This is a genomic window from Streptomyces sp. NPDC037013, assembly GCF_055607265.1.
In genome coordinates this window covers 182,555-208,710 of record NZ_JBVJRV010000007.1, presented here as the reverse complement: position 1 = coordinate 208,710, position 26,156 = coordinate 182,555, and the positions used below count along the sequence as shown (strand labels likewise).

Genomic DNA, 26,156 nt, shown 5'->3' with positions numbered 1-26,156 from the left:
TGCCGGGGTCACAGGGCCTTCGCGTAGCAGCGGCTCAGTTCCTCGAAGCGGTAGTGGCCGAACTTGGCGGGGGCGGGGGTGTAGCCGCTGGAGGTGTAGAGGGCTATCGCCTCGGGCTGCTTGGTGCCGGTCTCCAGGACCATGCGGACGCGGCCGGCGGCTCTGGCGTCCTCCTCGAGGGCGGCGAGTATCCGGCGGGCCAGGCCGAGCCCGCGCGCCTCGGGGGTGACGTACATCCGCTTCAGCTCGGCGTCGCCGTCCTGGTATCCCTCGCCGTTCTCGTCCATGCGGCGCCAGCCGCCCGTCGCCAGGGCGGTGCCGTGCTCGTCGTAGGCGATGAGGTAGAGCCCGCGGGGCGGCTCGAACATGGTGGCGTCGAGCGGGGTGACGTCGCCGTCGTCGCCGTAGCGCTCCGCGTATTCGCGCTGGACGCGGTCGTTGAGCCGGATCGCGTCCGGGTGCGCGAAGGTGACCGTGCGCAGCTCGACGGGGGCGGTGGCCTCACGGGCTTGGATACTCATGCGCTCCATCGTACTTCTATGCGATATGGGCGGGGCTCGACCATCCAGTGTGCCGGGAGGGCCCCGCAGGCGCCGTCGAGGGTGTCGCGGGGGATGTCCGACCCGTGTGGGAGCCTGGCTCCTGGCCCGTGGAAGAGGCCAGGGAGAGTTGGGCGAGTGTTGTGCTGACAGTGACCAGCGTGAATGTGAACGGGCTGCGGGCCGCCGCGAAGAAGGGCTTCGTCGCGTGGCTCGCCGGGACCTCGGCGGACGTGGTGTGCCTGCAGGAGGTGCGCGCCGAGGCGCATCAGCTGCCGGACGAGGTGCGGGAGCCCGAGGGCTGGCATGTCGTGCACGCGCCCGCCGCCGCGAAGGGGCGCGCCGGCGTCTCGCTGTACACGCGCCGTGAGCCGGACCGGGTGCGGGTCGGCTTCGGGTCGCAGGAGTTCGACGGGTCGGGCCGGTACGTCGAGGCCGACCTGCCCGGCGTCACCGTGGCCAGCCTCTACCTGCCCTCCGGCGAGGTCGGCACGGAGCGTCAGGACGAGAAGGTGCGGTTCATGGCGGAGTTCCTCCTGTACCTGAAGGAGCTCAAGGCGCGTGCCGCCGCCGAGGGGCGCCACGTCGTCGTCTGCGGCGACTGGAACATCGCCCACCAGGAGGCCGACCTCAAGAACTGGAAGGGCAACAAGAAGAACTCCGGCTTCCTGCCCGAGGAGCGCGCCTGGCTGGACGAGGTCTTCGAGGAGTACGAGGACGTCGTGCGGCAGCAGCACCCCGGCGTCGAGGGCCCCTACTCGTGGTGGTCCTACCGCGGGCGCGCCTTCGACAACGACACGGGCTGGCGCATCGACTACCAGGTGGCGACGGCGGGGCTCGCCGAGCGCGCCGTGAAGGCGTACGTGGAGCGGGCCGCGAGCCACGGGGAGCGGTGGAGCGACCACGCGCCGGTGACGGTGGTCTACGACCTGTAGGCCGTCCTCCAACGGGGTGGTCGGCGGCGGGACACGGGCACAAAGTCCGGTAGAGGGCTGTCCCGGGACCGGACGGCATGGCAGATTGCGGTCGCGCACCTGACCAACTGCCCAGGTTCCGGGGGGATTTCATGGCTGCCGTGCCGTCGAGACGTGCCGTCGTGCTGGCTGCGGCGGGTGCCGGGATCGCGGTGGCGCTGCCCACCGCACGGGCGTTCGGGGCGGGTGACGGTGGCGGGGTGCCCGCCGGTACGCCGCCCGTGCTCCTGACCGAGCAGGCGAGCAGGCGGATCCTCGTGCTCGACCCGCGGCGCCGCGTCTGGGACCCGGCCGCCGACCCGTCCGCCGTGCTCTGGCAGTTCTCGCCGCTCGGCGACCCGCGCTACCGGGACCTGGACCCGGACGCGAGCTGGGTGTACCCGTGCGAGGCGAAGGTGCGGCTGCGCCGGCACCGTGCGTACGTGCTGACCACCGCGTCGTTCGGCTTCGTGGCGGTGGCCGAGTACCCGACGGGACGGCGGTACTGGGGCACGGCGATCGGACCCGGCGACGACCTGTTCAACCCGCACACCGCGGAGCTGCTGCCGGACGGGAACGTGGCCGTCGCGTGCAGTACCGGCGCGCGGGTGCGGCTCTACGCGGCGTCGCTGGGGCCGCGGGCGGCGCGGTACACGGAGGCGGAGCTGAAGGGCGCGCACGGGCTGCACTGGGACGGTGCCCGCGAGGTGCTCTGGGCGCTCGGCGACGACGAGCTGGTCTCGTACGCCGTGGGCGGCACGGCCGCGCGCCCGACGCTGACGCGGCGCTCCGCCGTTGGGCTTCCGGTCGGCACGCCGGGCAAGACCCCGGGCGGCCACGACCTGTTCCCGGTCGCCGGGCTGCCGGGGCGGCTGTGGGTGACGACCGGTGCCGCGGTCTTCCAGTACGAGCCGCGGAGCGGGACGTTCGTCACGGACTTCGACGGGCACGAGACGATCTCGCGGAAGTCGGTGAAGGCCGTGGGCGACGACCCGCGCACCGGGCAGGTCCTGACCACCGTGCCGGAGAAGGGGCTCGGTGAGACCTGGTGGACCACGACGGTGAGCGTGCACCGCCCCGAGAGCTCGTACAAATACGTCGACGGCGGTATCTACAAGGCGCGTTGGTGGCTGCCCCGGTGAACACCCCTGCCGTCACTCTTTCTTGAGGCGGCGGTCCAGGGCCATCGAAAGCTCCGCCTCCACCACGGCCTTGGCGACCGGGCGGAGCTCCTCGATGTCCACGTCGGCGGTCTCCGGGACGTGGGCCCGCAGCACGGTGGTGAACAACTCCGCGAGCGCGTCGGCGTGTTCGCGCACGCGCTGGCCCGCCTCGAGGACCGCGGCGAGCGGAACCCCCTTGCGGACCAGGGTGGATGAGGCGTCGAGGAGACGGCGGCTGATGTGGACCAGCTCGTCGCCGTCGGTGCCGAGGTAGCCGAGGTCGAGGGCGGCGACGAGGTTCTCCGGGGTGACCTCGCCCGCGAAGTGGTCGGCGAGCTCCTCCGGGGTGAGGCGGACGGGCTGTTCCTCGGTCGGCTCGCCGAGGCCGAGGAGCTCGCCGACGTCGCGGCCCTTGTCGAAGGCGTCGGCGAGTTCGGCGATGCCGTTGAGGGTGTGGCCGCGCTCGAGGAGGGCGGCGATGGTGCGGAGTCTGGCCAGGTGGTGGTCGTCGTACCAGGCGATGCGGCCCTCGCGGCGCGGTGGCGGGATCAGCCCGCGCTCGCGGTAGAAGCGGACGGTGCGCACGGTGATGCCGGCCTCGCGCGCCAGCTCCGCCATGCGGTACTCGCGTACGTCCCCTGATCCGCTCTCGCGTTCGTCTGCCACGGGGGAAGCCTATGTTGTACCGCCGGTAACTTTCCCGTGCTCTACCCCTACCCATCAGTACGAGGGTGTTCTACTCTCCGGATTGCGCCAGTGGTTACTGGCAGAGTCGTGTACTTCGGGAGGCGGCGGCATGGCCGAGCGCGAGCGGAGCCCTGAGCAGGGGCACGAGCACGAGCACGTACGGGTGGCGGTGATCGGATCCGGGTTCGGTGGTCTCGGGGCCGCCGTGCGGCTGCGCCGCGAGGGCATCACCGACTTCGTCGTCCTGGAACGGGCCGGCGCGGTCGGCGGCACCTGGCGGGACAACAGCTACCCGGGCTGCGCCTGCGACGTGCCCTCGCACCTGTACTCCTTCTCCTTCGCCCCCAACCCCGACTGGCCCCGCACCTTCTCGGGCCAGGAGCGCATCCACGAGTACCTGGAACACGTCGCCGACACCTTCCGGCTGCGCCCGCACATCCGCCTCGACACCGAGGTGAAGCTGATGCGCTGGGACGCCGAGCGGCTGCGCTGGGAGATCGAGACCAGCTCCGGCACCCTCACCGCCGACGTCGTCGTCTCCGCCACCGGGCCGCTCTCCGACCCCAAGACCCCGGACATCCCCGGCATCGACACCTTCCCCGGCAAGGTCTTCCACTCCGCCCGCTGGGACCACGGCTACGACCTGCGCGGCAAGCGCGTGGCGATGATCGGCACCGGCGCCTCGGCCATCCAGATCGTCCCCGAGATCCAGAAGAAGGTCGGCAGGCTCACCCTCTTCCAGCGCACGCCCCCGTGGGTGATGCCGCGCGCCGACCGCGCCATCACCGGCGTCGAGCGCTGGATCCACAAGCAGCTGCCGTTCACCACCCAGGCCCGGCGCGGCATCCTCTGGGGCATCCGGGAGCTGCAGGTCCAGGCGTTCACCAAGCGGCCCGACGAGCTCGGTCTGGTCGAGAAGATCGCCAAGCGGAACATGTACCGGGCCATCAAGGACCCGGCGCTGCGGGAGAAGGTGACGCCCACCTACCGCATCGGCTGCAAGCGCATCCTGCTCTCCAACACCTACTACCCGGCGCTCGCCAGGCCCAATGTCGACGTCGTCGCCAGCGGACTCACCGAGGTGCGCGGCAGCACCGTCGTCGCCGCCGACGGCACCGAGACCGAGGTCGACGCGATCATCTTCGGCACCGGGTTCCACGTGACGGACATGCCGATCGCCGACCGCGTCGTCGGCGACGGGGGCGAGACCCTCATGGAGACGTGGAAGACCGGCATGAAGTCGCTGCGCGGCGCCACCGCGCCCGGCTTCCCCAACTGGATGACGATCATCGGGCCCAACACCGGCCTCGGCAACTCCTCGATGATCCTCATGATCGAGTCCCAGCTGAACTACATGGCCGACTACCTGCGCCAGCTGGACGTCCTCGGCGGCCGCGCCGCCCTCGCCGCCCGGCCCGACGCCGTCACCGCCTGGAACGACCGCGTCCAGGAGCGGATGAAGCGCACCGTGTGGAACACCGGCGGCTGCACCAGCTGGTACCTCGACGAGAACGGCGTCAACACGACCGTGTGGCCAGGCACCACCACCGAGTTCCGGGCGGCCACCCGCCGCGTCGACCTCTCCGAGTACGAGGTGCTGCGGCCCCCGAAGAATCCCCAGGAGGCGCGGGACGCCGGAGCGCGGCAGAACTCCGCCACGCAGAAGGTCGAGGCCAAGGCATGAGCCGGCCGGCCCGCACGGCGGAGGCCCCCTGCGCGCGGCCCGCCCCCGCCCGCGAACTGAGCGCCGTCTCCGCCGACGGCTCCCGCGTCCACGTCGAGGTGCACGGCCCCGAGGACGCGCCCCCCGTGGTCCTGGCGCACGGCTGGACCTGCTCGACCGCCTTCTGGGCGGCGCAGATACGCGCCCTCGCCACCGACCACCGCGTCATCGCGTACGACCAGCGGGGGCACGGGCGCAGCGCGGCGCCCTCGGCCGCCGACGGGTACAGCACGCGGGCGCTCGCCGACGACCTGGAGGCGGTCCTGCGGGCGACCCTCGCGCCGGGCGAGAAGGCCGTGCTCGTCGGGCACTCCATGGGCGGCATGACCGTCATGGCCGCGGGCGGCCGGCAGGCGGTGCGCGAGCACGTCGCCGCCGTCCTGCTGTGCAGCACGGGGAGTTCGGCCCTGGTCGCCGAGGCGACGGTGGTGCCGCTGCTCCGGGCCGGCCGGGTGCGGACCAGGATCACCCGCTCGGTCCTCGGCTCGCGCGCCCCGCTCGGCCCGGTCACGCCCATGGCCAGGCGGATCCTCAAGTACGCCACGATGGGCCCCGGCGCGGCACCCGACAAGGTCGACGCCTGCGCGCGGATCGTGCACGCCTGCCCGAGACTCGTGCGCCACGGCTGGTCGCACGTGCTCGACGCGCTCCAACTGGACGTCGAGGTCGGCGCGTTGCGGCTGCCCACCGCCGTCATCGCCGGCACCGCGGACCGGCTCACCCCGGTCGTGCACGCACGGCGGATCGCGGCCGCGCTGCCCGACTGTGTGGGACTCACCGAACTGGCCGGCGTCGGCCACATGACGCCCATCGAGGCGCCGGAGGCGGTCACCGCCCGGATCACGGAACTCGTCGCAACGTACGTACAGGTCAAGGAGGGCGCATGAGCAGGGTCAGCCTGGAGGGACAGGTCGCGGTCGTCACCGGCGCGGCGCGCGGGGTCGGGGAACTGCTCGCCCGCAAGCTGTCGGCGCGCGGCGCGAAGGTGGCCCTCGTCGGCCTGGAGCCGGACGAGCTGAAGCAGGTGGCGGAGCGGCTGCACACCGAGTCCGGGCACTGGCACGCGGACGTCACCGACCACGTGGCGATGGCGCGGGTCGCGCAGGAGGTCAAAGAGCACTTCGGAAAGGTCGACATCGTCGTCGCCAACGCGGGCGTGGCCAGCGGCGGTCCCTTCCTGGAGTCCGACCCCGACGCGTGGCGCCGCGTCATCGAGGTCAACCTCATCGGCAGCGCGGTGACGGGCCGGGCCTTCCTGCCCGTCCTCATGGAGAGCCGCGGCTACCTCCTGCAGATCGCCTCGCTCGCCGCGATCACGCCGGCGCCGATGATGACGGCGTACTGCGCCTCGAAGTCGGGCGTGGAGGCGTACGCGCACGCGCTGCGGGCCGAGGTCGGCTACAAGGGCGTCAAGGTCGGCGTCGGCTACCTCTCCTGGACCGACACGGACATGGTGCGGGGCGCTGACCAGGACGACGTGATGCGGGAGCTGCGCTCGCGGCTGCCGTGGCCGTCCAACAAGACGTATCCGCTGGGCCCGGCGGTCGACCGGATCGTCGCCGGCATCGAGCGCCGCTCCAGCCACGTGTACGCGCAGGGGTGGCTGCGGGGCATGCAGGGCATCCGCGGCTACCTGCCCGGCGTCATCGGTGCGGTGGGCCAGCGGGAGATGCGGCGGTTCGAGCCGCGGCTCGCGACCATGTCGACCGGTCTCGTCGGGGCCGGCGGCTCCGCGGACGAGCGGGCCCGGGCAGGCGTCTGACGCCGGCGGGCGGAGAGCGGCGAGAGGCCCCCGGCGTCCCGGGGGCCTCTCGGCGTGCACACCGCGTGGTGGCGTCAGGCGTCGTAGTCCTGGTCGAACTTGTCCTGCTGCTCCTGCGCGGCCCTCTGTGCCTCGTCGGGAGCCTGCGAGGACCGCTCGCTCGCCTCGTCCTGGGCCTGCGAGGCGCGGTCCTGCGCCTGGTCGCCCTTGTCGCCCATGGCGCTCTTGGCCTTGCCGGCGAGGTCGTTCGCCTTGTCCTGGAACTGGTCCTTGATGCCCATGCGGTTCACTCCCGTGGGTGGGTGAGGGGGATGGGGCCTCGACCAGATTTGCACGGTCGCACATTCCTCGCATTTCGATCATGTGGGGGTGAGGTACGGGCCCTCACGAGCGCGGCGGCAGCGGTGGCCGGCGGCGGTCCGGCACGTCCGAGTGGCCCGGAGGTGTGGCCGCCGGATTCTGCTCCAGGAGTTCGAGCGCCAGCTGCACCGCGTCGTCGAGCTGGGCGTGCCGCCCCTCCGCCCAGTCCAGCGGGGTGCGCAGGATGTCCAGGTCGGGGGCGACCCCGTGGTTCTCCACGCCCCAGCCGTACGCGTCGAACCAGCCCGCGTTCATCGGCACCGTGATCACCGTGCCGTCGCCGAGCGTGTGCCGTCCGGTCATGCCGACGACGCCGCCCCAGGTGCGCTGGCCGACGACCGGGCCGAGGCCGAGCAGCTTGAAGGCGGCCGTGATCATGTCGCCGTCGGAGGAGGTCGCCTCGTCGGCGAGGGCCACCACGGGGCCGCGCGGCGAGTTCGAGGCGTACGAGACGGGCTCGGCGTTCCGCGTCAGGTCCCAGCCGATGATCTTGCGGGTCAGTTTCTCCACGACGAGTTCGCTGATGTGGCCGCCCGCGTTGCCGCGCACGTCCACGATGAGGGCGGGCCGGTCCACCTCCAGGCGCAGGTCCCGGTTGAACTGCGCCCAGCCCGAGCCGCCCATGTCGGGGATGTGCAGGTAGCCGCACTTGCCGCCGCTCAACTCCCGTACGACCTCACGGCGTTTGGCCACCCAGTCCTGGTAGCGCAGGGGGCGTTCGTTGATGAGCGGGACGATGGCGACGCGGCGGGGCCTGCCGTCGCCCTCCGCGGGCCGGAAGGTGAGCTCGACCGTGGTGCCGCCCGCCGCCGAGAGGAGCGGGTAGGGGCCGGTCACCGGGTCGACCGGGCGGCCGTCGATGTGGGTGAGGACGGCGCCCTCGCGGATGCCCGCGCCGGCCAGCGGCGATCGCGCCTTGGAGTCGGAGGAGTCGCCGGGCAGGATCCGCTTGACCATCCACCCCTCGTCCCGGTGGACGAGGTTGGCGCCGAGCAGCCCCATGGCGCGCTGGTAGTGCGGCGGGCCCTCGTTGCGGCGCGCGGCGGTGACGTACGCGTGGGAGGTGCCCAGCTCGCCGAGGACCTCGCGCAGCAGGTCGGCGAACTCGTCGGGGGAGGCGACGCGTTCGACCAGCGGGCGGTACTGGGCGAGGACCGCGTCCCAGTCGATGCCGCACATCCCCGGGTCCCAGAAGTAGGCGCGGATGATGCGGCCCGCCTCCTCGTAGGCCTGGCGCCACTCGGCGGCCGGGTCGACCTCGTGCAGGATGCGGCGCAGGTCGATCCAGACGGTCGTGTCGACGTCGCCGACCTCGGTGGAGGGGACGGCGCTGAGGTCGCCCTCGTCGACGACGACGAGGCGTGAGCCGTCGCCGCTGAGCGCGAACCAGTCCAGGTGGTCGACGAGTTGGGACTTCTTCGCCTTGGTGAGGTTGAAGTGTTCGAGGGTGGGGCGGCCCGAGGTGTCGGCGGGGTTGGCGAAGGTCTCGCCGAGCGCGCCGGAGATCGGCCAGCGCAGCCAGACCAGGCCGCCGCCGCTGACGGGGTGCAGCGCCGAGTACTTCGAGGCGGCGACGGGGAACGGCGTGACCCGCGATTCGAGCCCCTCCACCTCCACCGTCGTGGTGCCGTACCCCGCGCCCCCGTCGGCCGGATCGAGGCCGCCCGCCGCCGGGCGGCCGTCGGGCAGCAGCGCGAAGGGCGACGGCGTCGCCGACGACAGCGGTACGAGGTAGGGGCGGCAGCCCAGCGGGAAGGAGAGGTCGCCGGTGTGCACGTCGTAGACCGGGTCGAAGCCGCGCCAGGAGAGGAAGGCGAGGTAGCGGCCGTCGCGGGTGAAGACGGGGTTCTCGTCCTCGAAGCGGCCGTTGGTGACGTCGACGACGGTGCGGGCGCCCGGCCCCTGGATGCGGGCCAGCTTGATCTGGCGCAGGGAGCGGCCGACGCCCGGGTGCGACCAGGTCAGCCAGACGCCGTCGGGGGAGAAGGCGAGGTCGCGGACGGGGCCGTTGAGGGAGCGGATCAGCTCGGTGACCTCGCCCGGGCCGCCGGAACCCGCGGAGTCCTCGCCGCCTTCGGCCGGCTCCTCGCCCGCCTCGTCGGAGACCGTGAGGAGGAGCAGCCGCCCGTCGTTGGAGGCGATGGCGAGGCGCCTGCCGTCGGGGTCGGACACCATCTCCTGCACCCGGCCGAGCTGCCCGCTCGCGAGCCGGCGCGGCTCGCTGTCGCCGCTGGCCCGGGGCAGGTAGGCGATCTCGACGGCGTCCTCGCCGTCGGCGTCGGTGATGTAGGCGACCTGGCCGCTGGTGCCGAGCATCTCGGGGAGGCGGACGCGGACGCCGGGGGTGTCGATGATGGTGCGGGCCGGGCCGTCCCGGTGGGTGAGCCAGTAGAGGGAGCCGCGGACGACGACGGCGCTGGCCCGGCCCGTCGTGTCCACGGAGAGCGCGTCGAGGTGCTGGGCGGCCGGCACCTGGTAGACGCGCCGCCCGGCCCGCGGTCCGCCGAGCCGCACGTCGAGCCGGCGCGGCACGGAGTCCGGGGCGAGGTCGTCGACCAGCCAGATGTCGCCCGCGCACTGGTAGACGACGCGGGTGCCGTCGGCGGCCGCGTGCCGGGCGTAGAAGGTGTCGTGGTCGGTGTGGCGGCGCAGGTCGGTGCCGTCGGGCAGGCAGGAGTAGAGGTTGCCGATGCCCTCGTGGTCGGAGAGGAAGGCGATGCGGCCGGAGACGAACATGGGCGATTCCAGGTGCCCGTCGAGGTCGGCGAGGATCTGCTCGCCGTGCATCCACAGGCGGCCCGTCGCCCCGCCCCGGTACCGCTTCCAGGCGGCGGGCTCGTGCGGTGGCTTGCCCGTCAGGAGCAGCGTCTTGCGGTCGCACTCGCCGTCGGCGAGGGAGTCGGTGATCGCGATGTCCCAGACCGGGCCCCAGGGCAGCTTGCCGCCGGGGGAGCCGTCGGTGGGCACGCTGTAGGCCCAGCAGAAGTACGAGAAGGGCTGGCCGTGCGAGGAGACGGCGAGGATGTCGCCGTCGGGGGACCAGCCGCAGACCCGGGTGTCGGTGCTGCCCCAGTACGTCAGCCGCCGCGCGGGCCCGCCGGCCACCGGCGCCAGGTGGATCTCCGGGTCGAGGCTGCGCCAGGTCGTGTAGGCGATGTGGCGGCCGTCCGGCGAGAAGCGGGGGTGGCTCACCTTGGTCCGGTCGACGGTGAGCCGCCAGGCCCGGCCGGCCGGGGCGCCCTCGGGGGTGAGGGGCGCCACCCACAGGTCGTCCTCGGCGGCGAAGCAGAGGCGGTCGCCGCTGAGGTGCGGAAAACGCAGGTAGGAGCGGTGGTCCTGGGTGTCGTCGCGCGCGTCGGTCACCTCACCATGCTTTTCCGCTCCGGGGGCCGCGGCAACTTGTGCCGGGCACGTGATGCAGCACACGTACGAAACGGTTTCGTTTCGTTAGGAGGCGGGCGTACAGTCCTGCTGTACGAAACAGTTTCGTACGAAGCGATGGGGGCACCCGGAGGAGGTGGAGACCGTGACGGAAGCGGCGACGACCAGACGCAGCAGGATCACGCCCGAGCGCGAGGCCGAGCTGTACGCGGCCGTGCTCGACCTGCTCCGCGAGGTCGGCTACGACGCCCTCACCATGGACGCCGTCGCGGCCCGCACGCGGTCCAGCAAGGCCACCCTCTACCGCCAGTGGGGGAGCAAGCCCGAGCTGATCGCCAAGGCGCTGCGGCACAACAAGCCGACCTCCCTCGAGGACATCGACACCGGGTCCCTGCGCGGCGACATCCACGCGATGATGGCGCGCTCGGACGACTGCCAGATGGAGCGGGACGCGGCGCTGATGCGCGGTCTTTTCCACGCCATCCACGACAACCCCGAACTGCACCAGGCGCTGCGCCAGTTGCTCGTCGAACCGGAGATCGACCACCTCAACACCCTGCTGCGACGGGCCGTGGACCGCGGCGAGGTCGCGGCGGACAACCCGGCCCTCGACTTCGTCATCCACATGCTCATCGGCGGATTCGTCGCCCGGGACCTGATCGAGGACCGCACGGTCGACCGCGCGTTCCTCACCTCCTACGTGGATGCCGTGATCCTCCCCGCCCTCGGCATCTGACCCACCCCCCCTGTTCCTGACGCGCTCGCTCACGTCGTCGGGCTGATCCCCCTGCCCAATCCGGACACCACGACCTGACCGGGAGTACGCCCTCGTGGCCACTTTCCTCTACAAACTCGGCAAACTCGCCTTCCGGCGACGCCACTTCGTCGCCCTGATATGGGTGGCGCTCCTGACGCTCGCCGGCGTCGGCGCGGCCTCGGCGCCCACCGCCGCCTCCAGCTCCTTCTCCATACCCGGCACGGAGGCCCAGAAGGCCTTCGACCTCCTGGAGAAGCGGGCCCCCGAGGCCAGCGCGGACGGCGCGAGCGCCCGCGTCGTCTTCAAGGCGCCGAACGGCGAGAAGGTCACCGACAAGGCCAACAAGGCCGAGATCGAAAGGACCGTCGCCGCCCTGAGGTCCGGCTCGGACCAGGTGGCCCGCGCGGAGAGCCCCTTCAAGGCCAAGACGGTCAGCAAGGACGGCTCCACGGCGTACGCCTCCGTCTCGTACAAGGTCACCGCCATGGAGCTGACCGACGACGACCGCGACGCGCTGGAGAAGACCACCGACGACGCGCGCGAGTCGGGGCTCACCGTCGAGGTCGGCGGCGACGCGCTGCAGGCCATGCCGGAGACCGGCGCCACCGAGGTCATCGGCATCGCGGTCGCGGCGGTCGTCCTCATCATCACCTTCGGCTCGCTGATCGCCGCCGGGCTTCCGCTGCTCACCGCGCTCATCGGCGTCGGCATCGGCGTCTCGTCGATCACCGCCCTCGCCGACGCGCTCGACCTCGGCACCACCACCTCGACGCTCGCCATGATGATCGGCCTCGCGGTCGGCATCGACTACGCGCTCTTCATCGTCTCGCGCTTCCGCGGTGAACTCGCCGAGGGCCGCGACCGCGAGGAGGCGGCGGGCCGCGCCGTCGGCACCGCGGGCTCAGCCGTCGTCTTCGCCGGCCTCACCGTGGTCATCGCGCTGGTCGGCCTCGCCGTGGTCAACATCCCGATGCTCACCAAGATGGGCTTCGCCGCGGCGGGCACGGTCGTGATCGCCGTCCTCATCGCGCTCACGCTCATCCCGGCGCTGCTCGGATACGCCGGCAAGCGGGTCCTGCCGATGGGCGAGAAGAGCAGGCTCTTCGGCGGCGGCACGAAGAAGGCGGCCGCGGAGAAGGCCGCCGCGGAGAACGGCGGCGAGCCGAAGCAGAACATGGGCACCCGCTGGGCCCGCTTCGTGGTCCGCCGGCCCATCGCCGTGCTGCTCGTCGGCATCGTGGGCCTCGGCGCCGCGGCGCTGCCGGTCTCGCAGCTGGAGCTCGGCCTGCCGGACGACGGCGCGCAGCCGACGTCCACCACCCAGCGCAAGGCGTACGACCTGGTCTCCGAGGGGTTCGGGCCCGGCTTCAACGGGCCGCTGATGGTGGTCGGCGACCTCAAGGGCGCCGACGACCCAAAGGCCGCGGCCGGTGAGATCCGCAGGTCGATCGGCAAGCTGGACGACGTCCTGACCGTCGCCCCGCCCATGTTCAATAAGACCCGCGACACCACGATCATCAGCGTCGTGCCGTCCTCCAAGCCCAGCGGCACCGAGACCGAGGACCTGGTCCACTCGATCCGCGACACCGGCGCGAAGATCACGTCCGACACCGGCGCCGACATCATGGTCACCGGCACCACGGCCATGAACATCGACGTTTCGCAGAAGCTCAACGACGCCCTGCTGCCCTACCTGGCGCTCGTGGTGGGCCTCGCGTTCCTGCTCCTGATCGTCGTCTTCCGCTCGATCCTGGTCCCGCTCAAGGCGGCCCTCGGCTTCCTGCTCTCGGTCCTCGCGGCCCTCGGCGCGGTCGTCGCGGTCTTCCAGTGGGGCTGGCTCGGCTCGCTCTTCGGCGTCGAGCAGACCGGCCCGATCATGTCGATGATGCCGATCTTCATGGTGGGCGTGGTCTTCGGCCTCGCGATGGACTACGAGGTCTTCCTCGTGACCCGCATGCGGGAGGCGTACGTCCATGGGGAGCGGCCCGGCCAGGCGATCGTGACCGGTTTCCGGCACGGGGCCCGGGTGGTCTCGGCCGCGGCGGTCATCATGATCGCGGTCTTCGCGGGCTTCATCGGCTCCTCCGAGCAGATGGTGAAGATGATCGGCTTCGGCCTCGCGATCGCGGTCTTCTTCGACGCCTTTGTGGTCCGCATGGCGCTGGTGCCCGCGGTCCTCGCGCTGCTCGGCAAGAAGGCCTGGTGGCTGCCGAAGTGGCTGGACCGGGCGCTGCCCAACGTGGACGTCGAGGGCGAGGGCCTGCGCACACAGACGGAGAAGGGCGCCGGGTCCGCGGGCGCGGAACGGGAGCCGGTGCGGGTCTGACCGTCCGGGCGGCGGAGTCCGCGGTCGCGGACTCCGCCTAACGGGTGACCGGGGTGGCGGCGGCGTAGGTGCGGCGCAGGAAGCGGATCAGCGCCGACGCGTCGAACTGGACGACCGTCACCCCGTCCCCGTCGTGGAACTCCATGACCGTCTGGACCCGCCCGCACGGCCAGACGTGCACCCCCTCGGAGGTGACCGGGGCCCGCAGGCCCTGCTCCAGGAGCCGGCGGGAACAGACCCGGTGGGGAGAGCCGGGGAGGCCGATCCGCACCGCGTGCGGGTCGGCCTCCGCGTCGTAGCGCAGGACGACGGGGACGGCGCGGTGCCCCTCGGAGGAGTCCGTGACGAGGTGGGCGCGTGCGTACTGCTCGACTGCGGACATCACCGAACTCCTCATCCCACCGGGCGCTCCGTCGGGCCCTTCCTCACCAATGTCCCATATGTACGGTATTCCGCCGCAGGGGGCGTAGCCGATTCGGGACCGCGGTGCTCTTGCAAACGGTTTGCAACAACGCCCTATCATTGAACGGTTCACGAGCGATCTGCCCTGTCCAGGGCCCCTGCCCAGGAGCGAGCGCATGCATGTCCCCGACGGGTTCATCAATGTCCCGGTGTCCGCCGCGGCCGGGGTCGTCGCGGCCGGTGCCGTGGCCGTCAGCCTCAAGGGCGCGCGGCGCGAACTGGACGAGCGGACCGCCCCGCTCGCCGGCCTCGTCGCGGCCTTCATCTTCGCCGTGCAGATGCTGAACTTCCCCGTCGCGGCCGGGACCAGCGGGCACCTCCTCGGCGGCGCGCTCGCCGCGATACTCGTCGGGCCCTTCACCGGCGTGCTCTGCGTCTCCGTCGTCCTGCTCATGCAGGGCGTCCTCTTCGCCGACGGCGGCCTCACCGCGCTCGGCGTGAACATCTCCGACATGGCGATCGTCACCACCGTCGTCGCCTACCTCGTCTTCCGCGGCCTGGTGAAGGTGCTGCCCAGGAGCCGCCGCTCCGTCACCGTCGCCTCCTTCGCCGCCGCACTCCTCTCCGTACCCGCCGCCGCCGTCGCCTTCACCCTCATCTACGCGCTCGGCGGCACCACCGACGTCTCCCTCGGCAAGGTCGCCACGGCCATGGTCGGCGTGCACGTCCTCATCGGCATCGGCGAGGCCGTGATCACCGCGCTCACCGTCGGCGCCGTCATCGCCGTACGGCCCGACCTGGTGTACGGGGCCCGCGGCCTCACTCAGCCCCTCAAGCTGCGCGTCGGCGGGGAACTGGTGGACGCGCCCGCCGCCGCCCCCGCCCCGGCCGCCGCCCGCTCCACCCGCCCCGTCTGGATCGCGGGCATCGTCGCCTCCCTCGTCCTCGCGGGCTTCGTCAGCTTCTACGCCTCCGCCGACCCCGACGGCCTGGAGAAGGTCGCCCACGACAAGGGCATCGACAAGAAGGCCGAGGAGCACGCCACCGCGGACTCCCCGCTCGCCGACTACGGCGTCAAGGACATCACCGACGCCCGCCTCTCCGGCGGCCTCGCGGGCGTGATCGGCGTGGGCGTCACGGTCGTCGCGGGGACGGCGGTCTTCTGGACGCTGCGCCGCCGCCGCGCGGGGGAGACGGGCCCGGCCGCGGTGCCCGAGAGCGCCTCCTCCGAGCGGGCCTGAGATGGGCGCGGGCCACGCCCACCGGCTCTACCGGCACGGCCGCTCACCCGTCCACGCGCTGCCCCCGCACACCAAGCTCGCGGCGGTCTTCTGTTTCGTGATCGTGGTGGTCTCCACGCCGCGCGAGGCGATGTGGGCCTTCGGGCTCTACGCGGTGCTGCTCGGCGCGGTCGCGTACGCCGCCCGCGTCCCGGCCGGATTCCTGCTCAAGCGCCTCCTCATCGAGATCCCCTTCGTGGCGTTCGCCGTGCTGATGCCGTTCGTCGCCCAGGGCGAGCGCGTCGACGTGCTCGGCCTCTCCCTCAGCGTCAACGGCCTCTGGGGCGCCTGGAACGTCCTGGCCAAGGGGACGCTGGGCGTCGCCGCGTCCGTCCTGCTCGCCGCCACCACCGAGCTGCGCGCCCTCCTCCTCGGGCTGCAGCGGCTGAGGCTGCCCGCGCTGCTCGTCCAGATCGCCTCGTTCATGATCCGCTACGGCGACGTCATCACCGATGAGATGCGCCGCATGAAGATCGCCCGCGAGTCCCGCGGCTTCGAGGCGCGCGGGGTGCGGCAGTGGGGCGTCCTCGCCAAATCCGCGGGCGCGCTCTTCATCCGCTCGTACGAGAGGGGCGAGCGGGTGCACCTGGCCATGGTCAGCCGCGGCTACACCGGGTCGATGCCGGTCATCGACGAGGTGACGGCCTCCCGGGCCCAGTGGACGTACGCGCTGGCCCTGCCCCTGACCGCCCTCGTCGTCTGCCTGTTGGGATGGACCCTGTGACCTCCGCACCCTCTCTGGAAGTGGCCGGACTGGCCTTCGCCTACCCCGACGGGCACCAGGCCCTCTTCGGCGTCGACTTCACCGTCGGGCGCGGCGAGCGCGTCGCCTTGCTCGGCCCGAACGGCGCGGGCAAGACCACCCTCGTCCTGCACCTCAACGGCATCCTGAGCGGCGGCGCGGGCACGGTCACCGTCGCCGGGCTGCCCGTCGGCAAGCGGCACATGGCCGAGATCAGGCGCCGGGTCGGCATCGTCTTCCAGGACCCGGACGACCAGCTGTTCATGCCGACGGTCCGCGAGGACGTGGCGTTCGGGCCCGCGGCGGCCGGCCTGCGCGGCGCCGAGCTTGAGGCGCGAGTCCTGAAGGCCCTCTCGCGGGTCGGCATGGCGGAGTTCGCGGACCGCCCGCCGCACCACCTCTCCTTCGGCCAGCGGCGCCGGGTCGCCGTCGCGACGGTCCTCGCGATGGAGCCGGAGATCCTCGTCCTGGACGAGCCGTCCTCCAACCTCGACCCCGCCTCCCGCCGCGAACTCGCCGACATCCTGCGCTCGCTGGACGTGACGGTCCTGATGGTCACGCACGACCTGCCGTACGCCCTCGAACTCTGCCCCCGCGCCCTGATCCTCAGCGACGGCGTCATCGCGGCCGACGGGCCGACCGGCGAGCTCCTCGCCGACGACGAGCTGATGGGCGCACACCGCCTGGAACTGCCCTTCGGCTTCGATCCGAAGACGGTGAAGGTCAGGAGCTAGGGAATCGATGGCCGTCGAGGGTCGTTGACCTTGTCATGGATGACGTCTTGGTGGACATACACGGCACGGTGACCGACGGCTTCGAGCCGGTCCGGGACGCCTTCGCGCGCAACTTCGGCGAACGCGGCGAGCGGGGCGCCCACGTGACCGTCTACCGGCACGGGCGTAAGGTCGTCGACCTCTGGGGCGGCACCAAGGACGTCGACGGGGACCTCGCCGCCGGGGACGCCCCGTGGGAGTCCGGCACCGCGCAGATCGTCCGCTCGGCCACCAAGGGCGTGGCCGCCGCCGCGCTGCTCCTGCTCCACCAGCGCGGCGAGCTGGACCTGGACGCGCCGGTCGGAGCGTACTGGCCGGAGTTCAAGGCGCGCGGCAAGGACCGGGTCCTGGTCCGGCACGTCCTCACGCACCGGGCCGGTGTCCCCGCCCTGGACCGCCCGCTGACGCCCGCCGAGGCGCTCGACGCGGACCTCGCCGCGGCCGTCGTCGCCGCGCAGGAGCCCGCCTGGGTGCCGGGCGAGGACCACGGCTACCACGCGCAGACGTACAGCTGGCTCACCGGCGAGCTGGTGCGGCGCGTGACGGGCCGGCCGGTCGGCGAGTGGATCGCGGCCGAGATCGCGCGCCCGCTCGGCCTCGATCTCTGGGTCGGACTGCCGGAAGCGGAGGCGGCACGGGTCGGCCGGCTCGGCCGGATCGACCCGCCCACGGCGCCGGGCGGCCTGCGGATGCGGCCCAAGCGGAACGTGGCGGAGGCGTACGCTGACCCCGCGTCGCTGACCCGCCGCGCGTTCGGCGCGATCGACCCGGCACCGGACGAGAACGACCCCGAGTACCGGGCGGCGGCCCTGCCCGCCTCCAACGGCATCGCCACCGCCGACGGCCTGGCCCGCTTCTACGCCGCGCTGATCGGCGAAGTGGACGGCGCGCGGCGCCTGTTCACCCCCGAGACCGTCGCCCTCGCCCGGACCGAGGCGTCCGCGGGCCCCGACCGCGTCCTGGTCGTCGGCACCCGCTTCGGCCTCGGCTACATGCTGCACGGCGGCGCCTCCCCGCTCCTGACCCCCGCCTCCTTCGGCCACCCCGGCCGCGGCGGCGCCCTCGGCTTCGCCGATCCGGAATCGGGCCTCGCCTTCGGTTACGTCACGAACGGCATGAACAAGGGCGTGACGGCCGACCCCCGGGCCCAGGCCCTGGTCCGCGCGGTACGGGCGGCGACGGCGCTCTGACGGGACCGGGCCGCGCCGCCCGAAAGGTGGCCGGTCACCTCACGGCTGGTCCCGTGTCAGGGGCCTACTCACGCTCCCTCACCGGCGGAAAGGGCCGGAGATCACGGAGCCGCCGACCGAGTTCGGACACGCGCATCGCCAGCACCAGTGGGCTGGGAGCATCGCCGGCCCCATCGGCCAGAGCATCCTGGGACGCATCGATGATGCGCCGATGCGCGTGCCACGTCAGGGTGCCTTCGCCCGCGCGGACGGCGGCCGTCACCGCAGCGGGCAGGCGACGTCGGATCTCGTGCCGGAGACGGAGGCAGAGGTCCATGAGCTGCTCCGGCGGCGGCAGCTGGCGACACGCGGTGAATGCCCCCTCGAGCAGGACATCCAGGTATCCACCGTCGGCACACGGGTGACAGGCGCGCGGGGACCAGCACACGACTTCCGCACGGTGGTCGAACTCGCGTACGCCGAGATCAACCGAGGCGTCACGGCCGAGGAGGACCGCACAGAACACACACGCCCGGCCTTGGACCTGGGCGTCGGACAACACGCTGAATGAGGGAAGCAAGGGAGACGAGAGGTGGTCGGTGGGCATCATCCGGCTGCCTCCGTGCGCGGTCCGACCCGTCCGGGTACAGAGGCGTATCCGATGTCGACGAGAGCCCGGAGGGACTGGTGTGGGCACAGGTCGCCCGGCCATCGAGGCGGGATGACCCAGTGAACGCCCACCGGGTCGAGACGGCCGACGACGGGAACCCCGACGTATGAACCCTTTCCCAGCAGGGGCACCTCGGAGCCGTACGGCCAGACGCGCGCGGACAGCGGCGCGACGAGGACGTAGTAGCAGCGGTTGTAGCCGTCCCGGAGCACCGGACCGGTGAGCACAGCGGTGACCAGCCGCGGGGTATCGCCGCCCGCGGCAGCATGGACGAACGATTCACGCAGACGGACCGCGCAGAAACGGTCGCCGAGAGGCAGCAGGGCGACGTCACTCTCCGACCACTCTCTCCGCGCTTGCCCCGGTGCCCCTTGGGCGCGCGCGAGCCAGTCCTCGACAGCTGTTCTCCCCATCGTCCGCCCCTGATCCGTCGTCGTCGGGATACAGATCATGGGCGCCGGGCGAGCGCGTCAGGGATACACCTTGTATCCCCTCGATTCGCCGGACCGGGTTGCGTCAGACGGCGCCGATCCACTGTGCGAAGCGGGTGAGGGACTCGTCATCGGCACGTTTCACGCGCCGGAGGGTGCCTGCGGTCTCCCGGGCCCAGGGGTGCTCGCGGGTGTGCTGCGGTGCAATGGAGCGTGCCACCTTCAGCGACTCGAACGCGGCGTCCATACGGCCGGCCCACAGCTGCGCACGGGCGAGCTCGATCCAGAAGCCGGAGCGCCGCTCCGCCGGCAGGGCATCGGACGGTGTCCATTCCAGGGCGAGGCGCAGGGCGTCGTCGATGTGGTCGTGGCCGAGACTCACCGCGACCGACAACTCGTGGACCCGTACCGATTCCGGTCCGAATGCCGTGCCCAAGTAGGTCCCTTCCGGCGTGTGCCGGCTCAGGCGGCGGGCTTCGGCGATGTGCAGGTGCGCGGTGTCGGCGTCTCCGCCACGTCCAGCGATGACCGCGGCGCGCATGTGCAGGGCACCACGGGCTGCGGCTGTCGCGCGGTCGGTCACCGCGGGGGCGGCATCGACTGCGGCTTCCAGGGCGCGGGTGCCCGCGGTGTAGGCCTTCGCGACGAAGAAGGTCTCGGTGCGGACGTACGCCACGCAGGCGTCCAGCAGGGGATCTTCGGCATGCGGTGCGGCCCACCGCATCAGTTCGATCAGTCGGGCCGACAGGTCGCGGGCCCCGTACTTGTACGCCACGGCGTCGGCGGAGCGGGCCACGGCGACGAGGAGCTCGGCCGCCTCCCGTCGGCCGCGCGAGTGGTGGAGGGCCGCGAGGGTGTCGACGAGGAGCGCTGGTGCGTGCCGCGCGATCCGTCCGTACTGCGAGGCCAGGCGCCAGCTCACGAGATGACCGACGAGGGAGGTGAACCCGTCGGGGCTGCGGCGGGGCTCGGCGGGAGCGATGTCGTATCCGGCGATGCTCGCCGAGATCGCGGGCATGGCGGCGTGTACGCGGCGCCCGGTACCGGTGAAGGTGCCGTCCAAGCGCGTCGGGTCGACACCGAGCGCCGCTGCGACCGCTTCCAGGGCTCCCGTGCTCGGACGACGCTTGCCCTGCTCAATGGCTTTGACCATGGCAAGGGACAGATGAGACCTGCGCGCGAGCGCAGTCTGGCTCATGCCCTTCGCGCGACGGGTGGCAGCGACCTGCCTTCCCAAGTTCACATCGTCAACGGTGGGCATGGCGACTCCAGTTCGCAGCGTCCACCGCGAACCGTACCCGCGCACTCACGCGGTGGTACTCGAACGGCCTTCTTCGCTTGCGGATCAGCGAGTGGCGAGGGGCACGAGGTCCATGAGCGAGTCGATCCGGTGGTCGGCCGCCGCGTTCACCTCCGGGGAGTCCGCCCACAGATGTCCCCAAGGCCCCCGCCGCAGATGAGCGGTGCGCAGCCCCGCCGCGCGTGCCGGGAACACGTCGTTCTGCGGGTGATCGCCCACGTAAAGGATCTCTTCGGCCTGTACCCCGGCCTCCGTGACGAGCCGCTCGAAGAAGGCGGGCGACGGCTTGGCCACGCCCCACTCGCCGGACGTGGCGATCAGGTCCGCGGGCAGTTCGAGGCCGCGGAGCAACTCCCCGGCGCGCACGGTCTGGTTGCCCGCGACGATGACGCGGACGCCGGCCTCGCGGAGCGCGGAGAGTGCCGGCCGGACGTCCTGGTACAGGTCGGTCTCGTCGAGGTACTCGCCGCGCCCCGCCGCCGCGCGGGCCCGGTAGGCGGCGTCGATGTCGATGTCCGGCCGGATCAGCCGGAGTGCTTCGGCATTGTCCTGCCCTTGGGCGACCACCGCGCCGACCAGCGCCGAAACGGTATGGCGCGGCACCCGCAGCCAGTCGGCCCAGGACGCCCAGTAGCGGTCGTCCCGGACGAGGGTCTCGCCTACGTCGAATGCGATGGTGCGGATCATTCGGCGACCCTAGTGGCCGTGCGACGAGGCGCGCTCGCGCACGCCCTCACCCCGCGTGGAGCATCAGGCCGATGCCCGCCACCATCAGGCCCGCCGCCAGCAGGCGCGGGGTTCCGAAGCGTTCCTTGAAGAAGATCGCGCCGATCGCCGCGCCCACGATGATCGACGATTCCCGCAGCGCGGAGACCGGGGCCAGGTCGGCCTTGGTCTGGGCCCACAGGACCAGGCCGTACGCCGCGACCGAGAGGGTCGCGCCCACCAGGCCCACCCGCGCGAACGGGCGGAGCCGGGCGGGGAGTTCGGCGCGCCAGCGGTGGACCGCGTAGAGGGGGATCGCGATGCCCTCCAGGACCATCAGCCACGCGACGTAGCCCAGGGAGGAGCCGGAGGCGCGCACGCCCAGGCCGTCCACCACCGTGTACGCGGCGATGGAGACGCCCGTCGCCACGGCCGCGCCGATCGCCGTCCAGTCCGGGCGGCGGCCCGAACTGCGGATGCCCCACAGGGCGAGGCCCGTCAGGCCCGCGCAGGAGACCGCGACTCCGGCCGCCTGCCAGGCGTCCGGGACCTCACCGGCGAAGACCGCCGCCAGGACGGTGACGACCAGCGGCGCCGTGCCGCGCGCGATGGGGTACGCCTGGCCGAAGTCGCCGAGCCGGAACGAGGTCATGAGCAGGGCGTAATAGCCGACGTGCAGGGCGGCGGAGAGGAACAGGTACGGCCACGCCCCGGCCGCCGGGAACGCGGCGAAGGGGGCGATCAGCAGCCCGATGAGGAAGCCGCCGCCGGATATGAGCGTGAACGCGACCAGCTTGTCGGTGATGTGGTGGGCGATCGCGTTCCAGCTCGCGTGCGTGACGGCGGCGAGCAGCACGGCCGCCGCGACCAGGGGGGTCACTCCGCGGTCTCGCGCACGTCCACCAGCGTGCCGCCCGCGTGGGCGATCAGCGTCTTCGGAGCCATCGGGAAGACCGCGTAGGGCGTGCCGGCCGCGGCCCACACCACCTCGTGGGCGAGGAGGGAGCGGTCGGCGAGCACGCGGGTCCGCGTGGCGTGGCCGAAGGGCGGCACGCCGCCGATCGCGTACCCGGTGGTCGCGCGGACGACGTCCGCCTTGGCGCGGGTCACCTTCTGCGCGCCGAGCTCCGCGCGCACCAGCTCCAGGTCGACGCGGGACGCGCCGTCCATCAGGACCAGGACGGGCACCCCGTCCGCCGCGAAGATCAGGGACTTGCAGATCTGGCTGAGGTCGCAGCCGATGGCAGCGGCGGCCTCCTGCGCGGTGCGGGTCTGCTCCGGGAAGCGGCGGACCCGGGGAAGCAGATCGCCGAGGCCCAGTTCCCGCAGGGCCTCGGCGAATCGGGGGTGGGCGTCGGAGGGTCCGGGTGCCGCGTCCGGTGCGGTGTCTGTGGCGCTCATGCCCGGCACGCTAGCGGTCCGTGTACGGCGCACGCGACCAGGTATCCGGATGGCGGACAAACCGTCCCGGGCGGTGGGCCGCGCCCCCGGCTCAGCCCCCGGCGAGCAGCATCGCCCGGACCACGGGACCCGCCGAGTCGCCGCCGTGGCCGCCCTCCTGAACGACCGCCGCCGACGCCAGGTCGCCGCGGTACGCGGTGAACCAGCCGTTGGGCTTCTTCTGGCCGTCGACCTCCGCCGAGCCGGTCTTCGCGCCCATGTCGGAACCGAGGCCGCGCATCGGCTTCACGGCCGTACCGGCGACCGCCGTGTAGTGCATGAGGTCGCGCAGCGCCGACACCGTCGGGCCGGACATCGTGCGCGAGGCCTTCGCCAGCTCGCGGTCGTCGAGGTCGGGTGAGACCAGGTAGGGCTGCTTGAAGGCACCGGACTTCACCGTCGCCGCCACCGACGCCATGTTCAGCGGGTTCATCCGCACCCCGCCCTGCCCGATCAGCGAGGCCGCCATCTGGGCGTCGCTCTGCACCGGCACGGCCCCGTCGAACGACGGGACGCCGATCGACCAGTTGTCGCGGCCGAGGCCGAAGACCTCCTGGGCCTGCCTGGTCAGGGAGTCGTTCTCCAGTTTCTTCGCCCGGCTGATGAAGGCCGTGTTGCAGGAGCGCGCGAAGCTCGCCCGGAACGTGCCGCCCTTGATCTCGAACTTGTCGTCGTTCTGGAACTTCCAGCCGCCGTACGTCACGTACTTGGGGCACGGGTGCTTCTTGTCGACGCCGGCGAGCTTCTTCTCCAGGAGCAGCGACGAGGTGATGACCTTCATCGTCGAGCCGGGCGCGATGGAGCCCTGGAAGGCCGTGTTGAAGCCGCCGGGCTCGGAGTTGGCGGCGGCCAGGATCTCGCCGGTGCTCGGCTTGATCACGACGACGGAGGCCCGCCGCCGCTTGGCCGTCTCCCGTTCGGCGGCCGACTGGAGCGCACCGCTGAACGTCGTCTTCAGCGTCCCCGGCGTGCCGGGGGAGAGCGTGAGCAGCGTCTTGTCGGGCGTCGCCTTCGCGTCGTCCTTCTTCGCGGCGGCACCCGCGCCGGCCTTGGCCGAGCCGCTCTTGGCCCGCACCACGCGCAGTTCGACGCCCGCCTTGCCGCCCGCCTTCTTGCCGTACTTCTCGCGCAGCCCGTCCAGAACCGTGCCGAGCGACGGGTACTTGGCGGCCGTCAGCGCGCCGCCGTCCCGGTCGACCGCCTTGATCGGCGGGTCGCCCGCCTCGCCGGTGACCAGCCGGTCGCCCGGCTTCAGCTCCGGGTGCAGCACCGAGGGGCGCCAGTCCACCAGTGTCCTGCCGTCGCTCTTCCTGCGGACGACGGTGAGTTCGGATGCGTACGACAGGGGCTTGCTCTTTCCCTCGTACGAGACCGTGGCCGCCGCCTTGAAGGGCACATCGGCGCCCGAGCGCCTGCCCGGTGTCAGCACGGTCTTCGTGAGGTGGCCGTCCTTGCGGTAGGACGTCAGCGCCTTGAGCGCCGCCGCGCGGTCGTCCGTGAGCGCGGCCGCCTTCGCCGCGTCGCCCTCGGCCCACGCGGTGAGGAAGGCCCGCGCGGTGGTGCGGACCTCGGCGGCCTTCGGCGGGCCCGTCGCCACGTGCTTCTCGTCGACCGTCGCGCCGTCCCCGCCGGAACCAGAGCCTCCGGACAGGGCGAACGCGGCGGCCCCCACACCGCACACGACGACCGCCGCCGCCCCGCCCAGCACACCCGGGTGCACCTTCATGTCTCTGACGCCGACGCTCTTGCGCCCGTCGGCGCGCCTCCGCTTGCCCACAAACCCTCCGCAGTTCCCCGAGAACCCCCGGCTCCTCACCGGAAGGCCACCTTAGAGGCGTACGGAGAGGCCCCTGACCACTTCGCCGCCCGCCCGGGCGGCGCACCGGCCGACCGTCTACCCTTCGCCCAGCACCGCCGCCACGATCGGGCCCGCCGCGTCACCGCCGTGCCCGCCGCGCTGCGCCATGGCGGCCGCCGCGACATCGCCCCGGTAGCCGGTGAACCAACTGTCCGACTTCTGCTGGCCGTCGACCTCGGCCGAGCCGGTCTTCGCGCCGATGTCGCCGCCGAGGCCCGCCATGGCGCGCGCGCCGGTGCCGCTGACCGCCGTGCGGTGCATCATCTGGCGCAACTGCTGGACGGTGGTGGCGCGCAGGCCCTCCGCGGTGGCCAGGTCGCGGTCGTCGAGGGACCGCGGCACGATCACCGGCTGACGGAAGGTCCCCGTCATCGCCGTCGCCGTCACCGACGCCATGTTGAGGGGGTTCAGCTGGACCTCGCCCTGGCCGATGGCGTTCGCCGCGCGGTCCGGTCCTGTGGACGCCGGCACGGAACCGTCGAAGGAGGGCACGCCCACCTTCCAGTTGTCGCCACCCAGGCCGAAGTTGGTCCGCGCCTCCTCGGTGAGCGAGGAGTCCGTGACGCCTTCCTCGTCGATGAGCTTGACGAACGCCGTGTTGCAGGAGCGCGCGAAGCTCTCCGAGAACGTCGCGGACTCGTTCGGCGTCATGCCCGTCAGATTGTGGAAGGTCTGGCTCTGCCAGGTCGCGGTGGCCGGGCACGGCGCCGGCCCGGACGCCTTGGTGACGCCCTTGTCGATGAGCATCGCCGCCGTGAGGATCTTCATCGTCGAGCCGGGCGCCACTTTGCCGGAGAAGGCCGCGTTGAACGCGTCCCTGCGGTTGTTGGCGACGGCGAGGACCTCACCGGTGCTCGGCTTCACCGCCACCACCGACGACTCGTCGCTGCGCAGCACCGCCCGCTCCGCGGCCTTCTGCATCCCCGCGCTCAGCGTGGTGCGCAGCTTGCCCGGTCTGCCCTTGGTGAGGGTGACCAGGGTGCGGGTCGCCGCGCTCTCGTCCTCGGACCTGACATAGAGCTCCACGCCCGGCTCGCCGCCCGCGCGCTCGCCGTACGTGGCGCGCAGCCGATCGAGGATCGGGCCGAGCGAGGGGTGGTCCTTCCTGCGCAGGACGACGCCAGCCCGGTCCACCGCCTGGATGGGCGGGGCGGCGGCCTCACCGGTGACCAGCGTGTCCCCCCTCTGCAGGGAGGGGTGGACGACGGCCGCCTGCCAGTCGACGAGCGCGCGCCCGGTGGTCCTGCCGCGGACCACGGTGAGCCGGGACCGGTAGGCGAAGGGCTTACTCTTCCCCTTGTACGACACCTTCGCCGAAACGGTGAACGGCACGCGGGTGCCGGCCGGTTTCCCCGGCGTCAGCTTCACCTTCGTCAGATGCGCGTCCTCGCGGTACCCGGTCAGCGCGGCCTGCGCCGCCTCGAGGTTGTTCGTGTACGACGCGGCCCCGCGCGCGTCGCCGTCGGCCCACGCCGCGAGGAACTCGCGCGCCGTCTCCCGCACTTCACCGCTGGTCGGCGGCCCCGATCTGACCTCGGGCCCGGAAGCGGCCGGGCCGCCGTCCCCGCTCACGCCGTTCACCACGTTGTACGCGCCGTATCCCGCGCCCCCCACCATGACGGCGAAGACCCCACCGACCAACGCGACCTTTGCTCCACTGCGCACGATGCGCTCCCCTCCCCAGGAGCCTCCCCGAAAGGAATTCGGGGAGGTTGTTCGCCCTGAACCCTAAGGG

24 protein-coding genes are annotated in these 26,156 nt (G+C 72.3%); 11 read left to right on the top strand and 13 right to left on the bottom strand.

What is annotated here, in order from left to right; translation table 11 throughout:
• Window positions 1-8: 8 nt before the first annotated feature.
• Window positions 9-521 carry a GNAT family N-acetyltransferase gene (locus ACZ7DY_RS26355; RefSeq protein ID WP_471139064.1) on the bottom strand — a complete coding sequence of 171 codons (513 nt, stop codon included), beginning with the start codon at window positions 519-521 and terminating at the stop codon, window positions 9-11.
• A gap of 161 nt (window positions 522-682) precedes the next feature.
• On the opposite strand from ACZ7DY_RS26355, the gene ACZ7DY_RS26350 reads away from it, so the two are divergent.
• Together ACZ7DY_RS26350 and ACZ7DY_RS26345 are read left to right on the top strand one after the other, a co-directional pair.
• The gene (locus ACZ7DY_RS26350; RefSeq protein ID WP_471139061.1) at window positions 683-1,474 is read left to right on the top strand and encodes an exodeoxyribonuclease III; all 792 of its coding nucleotides are present in this window, start codon (window positions 683-685) and stop codon (window positions 1,472-1,474) included.
• Between the two features lie 131 nt (window positions 1,475-1,605).
• Complete coding sequence (locus tag ACZ7DY_RS26345) at window positions 1,606-2,634, top strand: DUF6528 family protein (protein WP_471139059.1); 1,029 nt, start codon at window positions 1,606-1,608, stop codon at window positions 2,632-2,634.
• A gap of 12 nt (window positions 2,635-2,646) precedes the next feature.
• Here ACZ7DY_RS26345 and ACZ7DY_RS26340 read toward each other — a convergent pair whose 3' ends face one another.
• A complete protein-coding gene (locus ACZ7DY_RS26340; protein WP_471139889.1) occupies window positions 2,647-3,273 on the bottom strand; it encodes a MerR family transcriptional regulator in 627 nt (208 codons plus the stop codon).
• A 178-nt stretch (window positions 3,274-3,451) separates the two neighbouring features.
• Here ACZ7DY_RS26340 and ACZ7DY_RS26335 point away from each other — a divergent pair, with 178 nt between their 5' ends.
• From ACZ7DY_RS26335 to ACZ7DY_RS26325, 3 genes are read left to right on the top strand one after another with little or no spacing between them, the layout of a single operon-like run.
• A complete protein-coding gene (locus ACZ7DY_RS26335; protein WP_471139057.1) occupies window positions 3,452-5,026 on the top strand; it encodes a flavin-containing monooxygenase in 1,575 nt (524 codons plus the stop codon).
• The gene (locus ACZ7DY_RS26330) at window positions 5,023-5,952 is read left to right on the top strand and encodes an alpha/beta fold hydrolase (RefSeq protein WP_471139055.1); all 930 of its coding nucleotides are present in this window, start codon (window positions 5,023-5,025) and stop codon (window positions 5,950-5,952) included. Before ACZ7DY_RS26335 ends, ACZ7DY_RS26330 begins: the two co-directional genes overlap by 4 nt.
• On the top strand, window positions 5,949-6,827 hold the full coding sequence (locus ACZ7DY_RS26325) for an SDR family oxidoreductase (protein WP_471139053.1): 879 nt from the start codon (window positions 5,949-5,951) through the stop codon (window positions 6,825-6,827). Before ACZ7DY_RS26330 ends, ACZ7DY_RS26325 begins: the two co-directional genes overlap by 4 nt.
• Window positions 6,828-6,901: 74 nt before the next feature.
• On the opposite strand, the gene ACZ7DY_RS26320 is transcribed toward ACZ7DY_RS26325, so the two are convergent.
• On the bottom strand, window positions 6,902-7,108 hold the full coding sequence (locus ACZ7DY_RS26320; RefSeq protein ID WP_471139050.1) for a hypothetical protein: 207 nt from the start codon (window positions 7,106-7,108) through the stop codon (window positions 6,902-6,904).
• A gap of 103 nt (window positions 7,109-7,211) precedes the next feature.
• Window positions 7,212-10,550, bottom strand: coding sequence for a S41 family peptidase (locus ACZ7DY_RS26315; RefSeq protein ID WP_471139048.1), 3,339 nt, complete (start codon window positions 10,548-10,550; stop codon window positions 7,212-7,214).
• A 163-nt stretch (window positions 10,551-10,713) separates the two neighbouring features.
• On the opposite strand from ACZ7DY_RS26315, the gene ACZ7DY_RS26310 reads away from it, so the two are divergent.
• Together ACZ7DY_RS26310 and ACZ7DY_RS26305 are read left to right on the top strand one after the other, a co-directional pair.
• On the top strand, window positions 10,714-11,304 hold the full coding sequence (locus tag ACZ7DY_RS26310; protein ID WP_471139047.1) for a TetR/AcrR family transcriptional regulator: 591 nt from the start codon (window positions 10,714-10,716) through the stop codon (window positions 11,302-11,304).
• A 94-nt stretch (window positions 11,305-11,398) separates the two neighbouring features.
• The gene (locus ACZ7DY_RS26305; protein WP_471139044.1) at window positions 11,399-13,651 is read left to right on the top strand and encodes an MMPL family transporter; all 2,253 of its coding nucleotides are present in this window, start codon (window positions 11,399-11,401) and stop codon (window positions 13,649-13,651) included.
• Window positions 13,652-13,688: 37 nt separating this feature from the next.
• On the opposite strand, the gene ACZ7DY_RS26300 is transcribed toward ACZ7DY_RS26305, so the two are convergent.
• Window positions 13,689-14,033, bottom strand: a complete 345-nt coding sequence (locus ACZ7DY_RS26300) for an SsgA family sporulation/cell division regulator (protein WP_471139041.1) — start codon at window positions 14,031-14,033, stop codon at window positions 13,689-13,691.
• A 196-nt stretch (window positions 14,034-14,229) separates the two neighbouring features.
• On the opposite strand from ACZ7DY_RS26300, the gene ACZ7DY_RS26295 reads away from it, so the two are divergent.
• From ACZ7DY_RS26295 to ACZ7DY_RS26280, 4 genes are read left to right on the top strand one after another with little or no spacing between them, the layout of a single operon-like run.
• Window positions 14,230-15,294, top strand: a complete 1,065-nt coding sequence (locus ACZ7DY_RS26295) for an energy-coupling factor ABC transporter permease (protein ID WP_471139040.1) — start codon at window positions 14,230-14,232, stop codon at window positions 15,292-15,294.
• A gap of 1 nt (window position 15,295) precedes the next feature.
• The gene (gene cbiQ, locus ACZ7DY_RS26290; protein ID WP_471139038.1) at window positions 15,296-16,057 is read left to right on the top strand and encodes a cobalt ECF transporter T component CbiQ; all 762 of its coding nucleotides are present in this window, start codon (window positions 15,296-15,298) and stop codon (window positions 16,055-16,057) included.
• Complete coding sequence (locus tag ACZ7DY_RS26285; RefSeq protein ID WP_471139036.1) at window positions 16,045-16,809, top strand: energy-coupling factor ABC transporter ATP-binding protein; 765 nt, start codon at window positions 16,045-16,047, stop codon at window positions 16,807-16,809. The genes cbiQ and ACZ7DY_RS26285 overlap by 13 nt, the downstream gene beginning before the upstream one ends.
• 50 nt (window positions 16,810-16,859) lie before the next feature.
• Window positions 16,860-18,038: a serine hydrolase domain-containing protein gene (locus ACZ7DY_RS26280; RefSeq protein ID WP_471139887.1), complete on the top strand. Its 1,179-nt coding sequence runs from the start codon at window positions 16,860-16,862 to the stop codon at window positions 18,036-18,038.
• 64 nt (window positions 18,039-18,102) lie between these two features.
• Here the strand turns inward: ACZ7DY_RS26280 and ACZ7DY_RS26275 are convergent, their stop codons facing one another.
• The 8 genes from ACZ7DY_RS26275 to ACZ7DY_RS26240 form a co-directional block, all read right to left on the bottom strand.
• A complete protein-coding gene (locus tag ACZ7DY_RS26275) occupies window positions 18,103-18,627 on the bottom strand; it encodes a hypothetical protein (protein ID WP_471139034.1) in 525 nt (174 codons plus the stop codon).
• A complete protein-coding gene (locus ACZ7DY_RS26270) occupies window positions 18,624-19,100 on the bottom strand; it encodes a hypothetical protein (protein ID WP_471139032.1) in 477 nt (158 codons plus the stop codon). The genes ACZ7DY_RS26275 and ACZ7DY_RS26270 overlap by 4 nt, the downstream gene beginning before the upstream one ends.
• Window positions 19,101-19,203: 103 nt before the next feature.
• Window positions 19,204-20,379: a helix-turn-helix domain-containing protein gene (locus ACZ7DY_RS26265; RefSeq protein WP_471139030.1), complete on the bottom strand. Its 1,176-nt coding sequence runs from the start codon at window positions 20,377-20,379 to the stop codon at window positions 19,204-19,206.
• Window positions 20,380-20,463: 84 nt separating this feature from the next.
• Window positions 20,464-21,105: an HAD family hydrolase gene (locus ACZ7DY_RS26260; protein WP_471139027.1), complete on the bottom strand. Its 642-nt coding sequence runs from the start codon at window positions 21,103-21,105 to the stop codon at window positions 20,464-20,466.
• A gap of 46 nt (window positions 21,106-21,151) precedes the next feature.
• Window positions 21,152-22,003 carry an EamA family transporter gene (locus ACZ7DY_RS26255; RefSeq protein WP_471139025.1) on the bottom strand — a complete coding sequence of 284 codons (852 nt, stop codon included), beginning with the start codon at window positions 22,001-22,003 and terminating at the stop codon, window positions 21,152-21,154.
• Window positions 22,000-22,524, bottom strand: a complete 525-nt coding sequence (locus ACZ7DY_RS26250) for a YbaK/EbsC family protein (RefSeq protein ID WP_471139023.1) — start codon at window positions 22,522-22,524, stop codon at window positions 22,000-22,002. The genes ACZ7DY_RS26255 and ACZ7DY_RS26250 overlap by 4 nt, the downstream gene beginning before the upstream one ends.
• Before the next feature lie 91 nt (window positions 22,525-22,615).
• A complete protein-coding gene (locus tag ACZ7DY_RS26245; RefSeq protein ID WP_471139021.1) occupies window positions 22,616-24,340 on the bottom strand; it encodes a penicillin-binding transpeptidase domain-containing protein in 1,725 nt (574 codons plus the stop codon).
• Window positions 24,341-24,457: 117 nt separating this feature from the next.
• On the bottom strand, window positions 24,458-26,086 hold the full coding sequence (locus ACZ7DY_RS26240) for a penicillin-binding transpeptidase domain-containing protein (protein ID WP_471139019.1): 1,629 nt from the start codon (window positions 26,084-26,086) through the stop codon (window positions 24,458-24,460).
• Between the last annotated feature and the right edge of the window lie 70 nt (window positions 26,087-26,156).

Coding starts and splice junctions, on each gene's coding strand:
- ACZ7DY_RS26355 (WP_471139064.1), bottom strand. CDS start 521: ATGAGTATCCAAGCCCGTGAGGCCACCGCCCCCGTCGAGCTGCGCACG.
- ACZ7DY_RS26345 (WP_471139059.1), top strand. CDS start 1,606: ATGGCTGCCGTGCCGTCGAGACGTGCCGTCGTGCTGGCTGCGGCGGGT.
- ACZ7DY_RS26340 (WP_471139889.1), bottom strand. CDS start 3,273: ATGGCGGAGCTGGCGCGCGAGGCCGGCATCACCGTGCGCACCGTCCGC.
- ACZ7DY_RS26335 (WP_471139057.1), top strand. CDS start 3,452: ATGGCCGAGCGCGAGCGGAGCCCTGAGCAGGGGCACGAGCACGAGCAC.
- ACZ7DY_RS26330 (WP_471139055.1), top strand. CDS start 5,023: ATGAGCCGGCCGGCCCGCACGGCGGAGGCCCCCTGCGCGCGGCCCGCC.
- ACZ7DY_RS26325 (WP_471139053.1), top strand. CDS start 5,949: ATGAGCAGGGTCAGCCTGGAGGGACAGGTCGCGGTCGTCACCGGCGCG.
- ACZ7DY_RS26320 (WP_471139050.1), bottom strand. CDS start 7,108: ATGGGCATCAAGGACCAGTTCCAGGACAAGGCGAACGACCTCGCCGGC.
- ACZ7DY_RS26300 (WP_471139041.1), bottom strand. CDS start 14,033: ATGTCCGCAGTCGAGCAGTACGCACGCGCCCACCTCGTCACGGACTCC.
- ACZ7DY_RS26295 (WP_471139040.1), top strand. CDS start 14,230: ATGCATGTCCCCGACGGGTTCATCAATGTCCCGGTGTCCGCCGCGGCC.
- cbiQ (WP_471139038.1), top strand. CDS start 15,296: ATGGGCGCGGGCCACGCCCACCGGCTCTACCGGCACGGCCGCTCACCC.
- ACZ7DY_RS26285 (WP_471139036.1), top strand. CDS start 16,045: ATGGACCCTGTGACCTCCGCACCCTCTCTGGAAGTGGCCGGACTGGCC.
- ACZ7DY_RS26275 (WP_471139034.1), bottom strand. CDS start 18,627: ATGATGCCCACCGACCACCTCTCGTCTCCCTTGCTTCCCTCATTCAGC.
- ACZ7DY_RS26270 (WP_471139032.1), bottom strand. CDS start 19,100: ATGGGGAGAACAGCTGTCGAGGACTGGCTCGCGCGCGCCCAAGGGGCA.
- ACZ7DY_RS26265 (WP_471139030.1), bottom strand. CDS start 20,379: ATGCCCACCGTTGACGATGTGAACTTGGGAAGGCAGGTCGCTGCCACC.
- ACZ7DY_RS26260 (WP_471139027.1), bottom strand. CDS start 21,105: ATGATCCGCACCATCGCATTCGACGTAGGCGAGACCCTCGTCCGGGAC.
- ACZ7DY_RS26250 (WP_471139023.1), bottom strand. CDS start 22,524: ATGAGCGCCACAGACACCGCACCGGACGCGGCACCCGGACCCTCCGAC.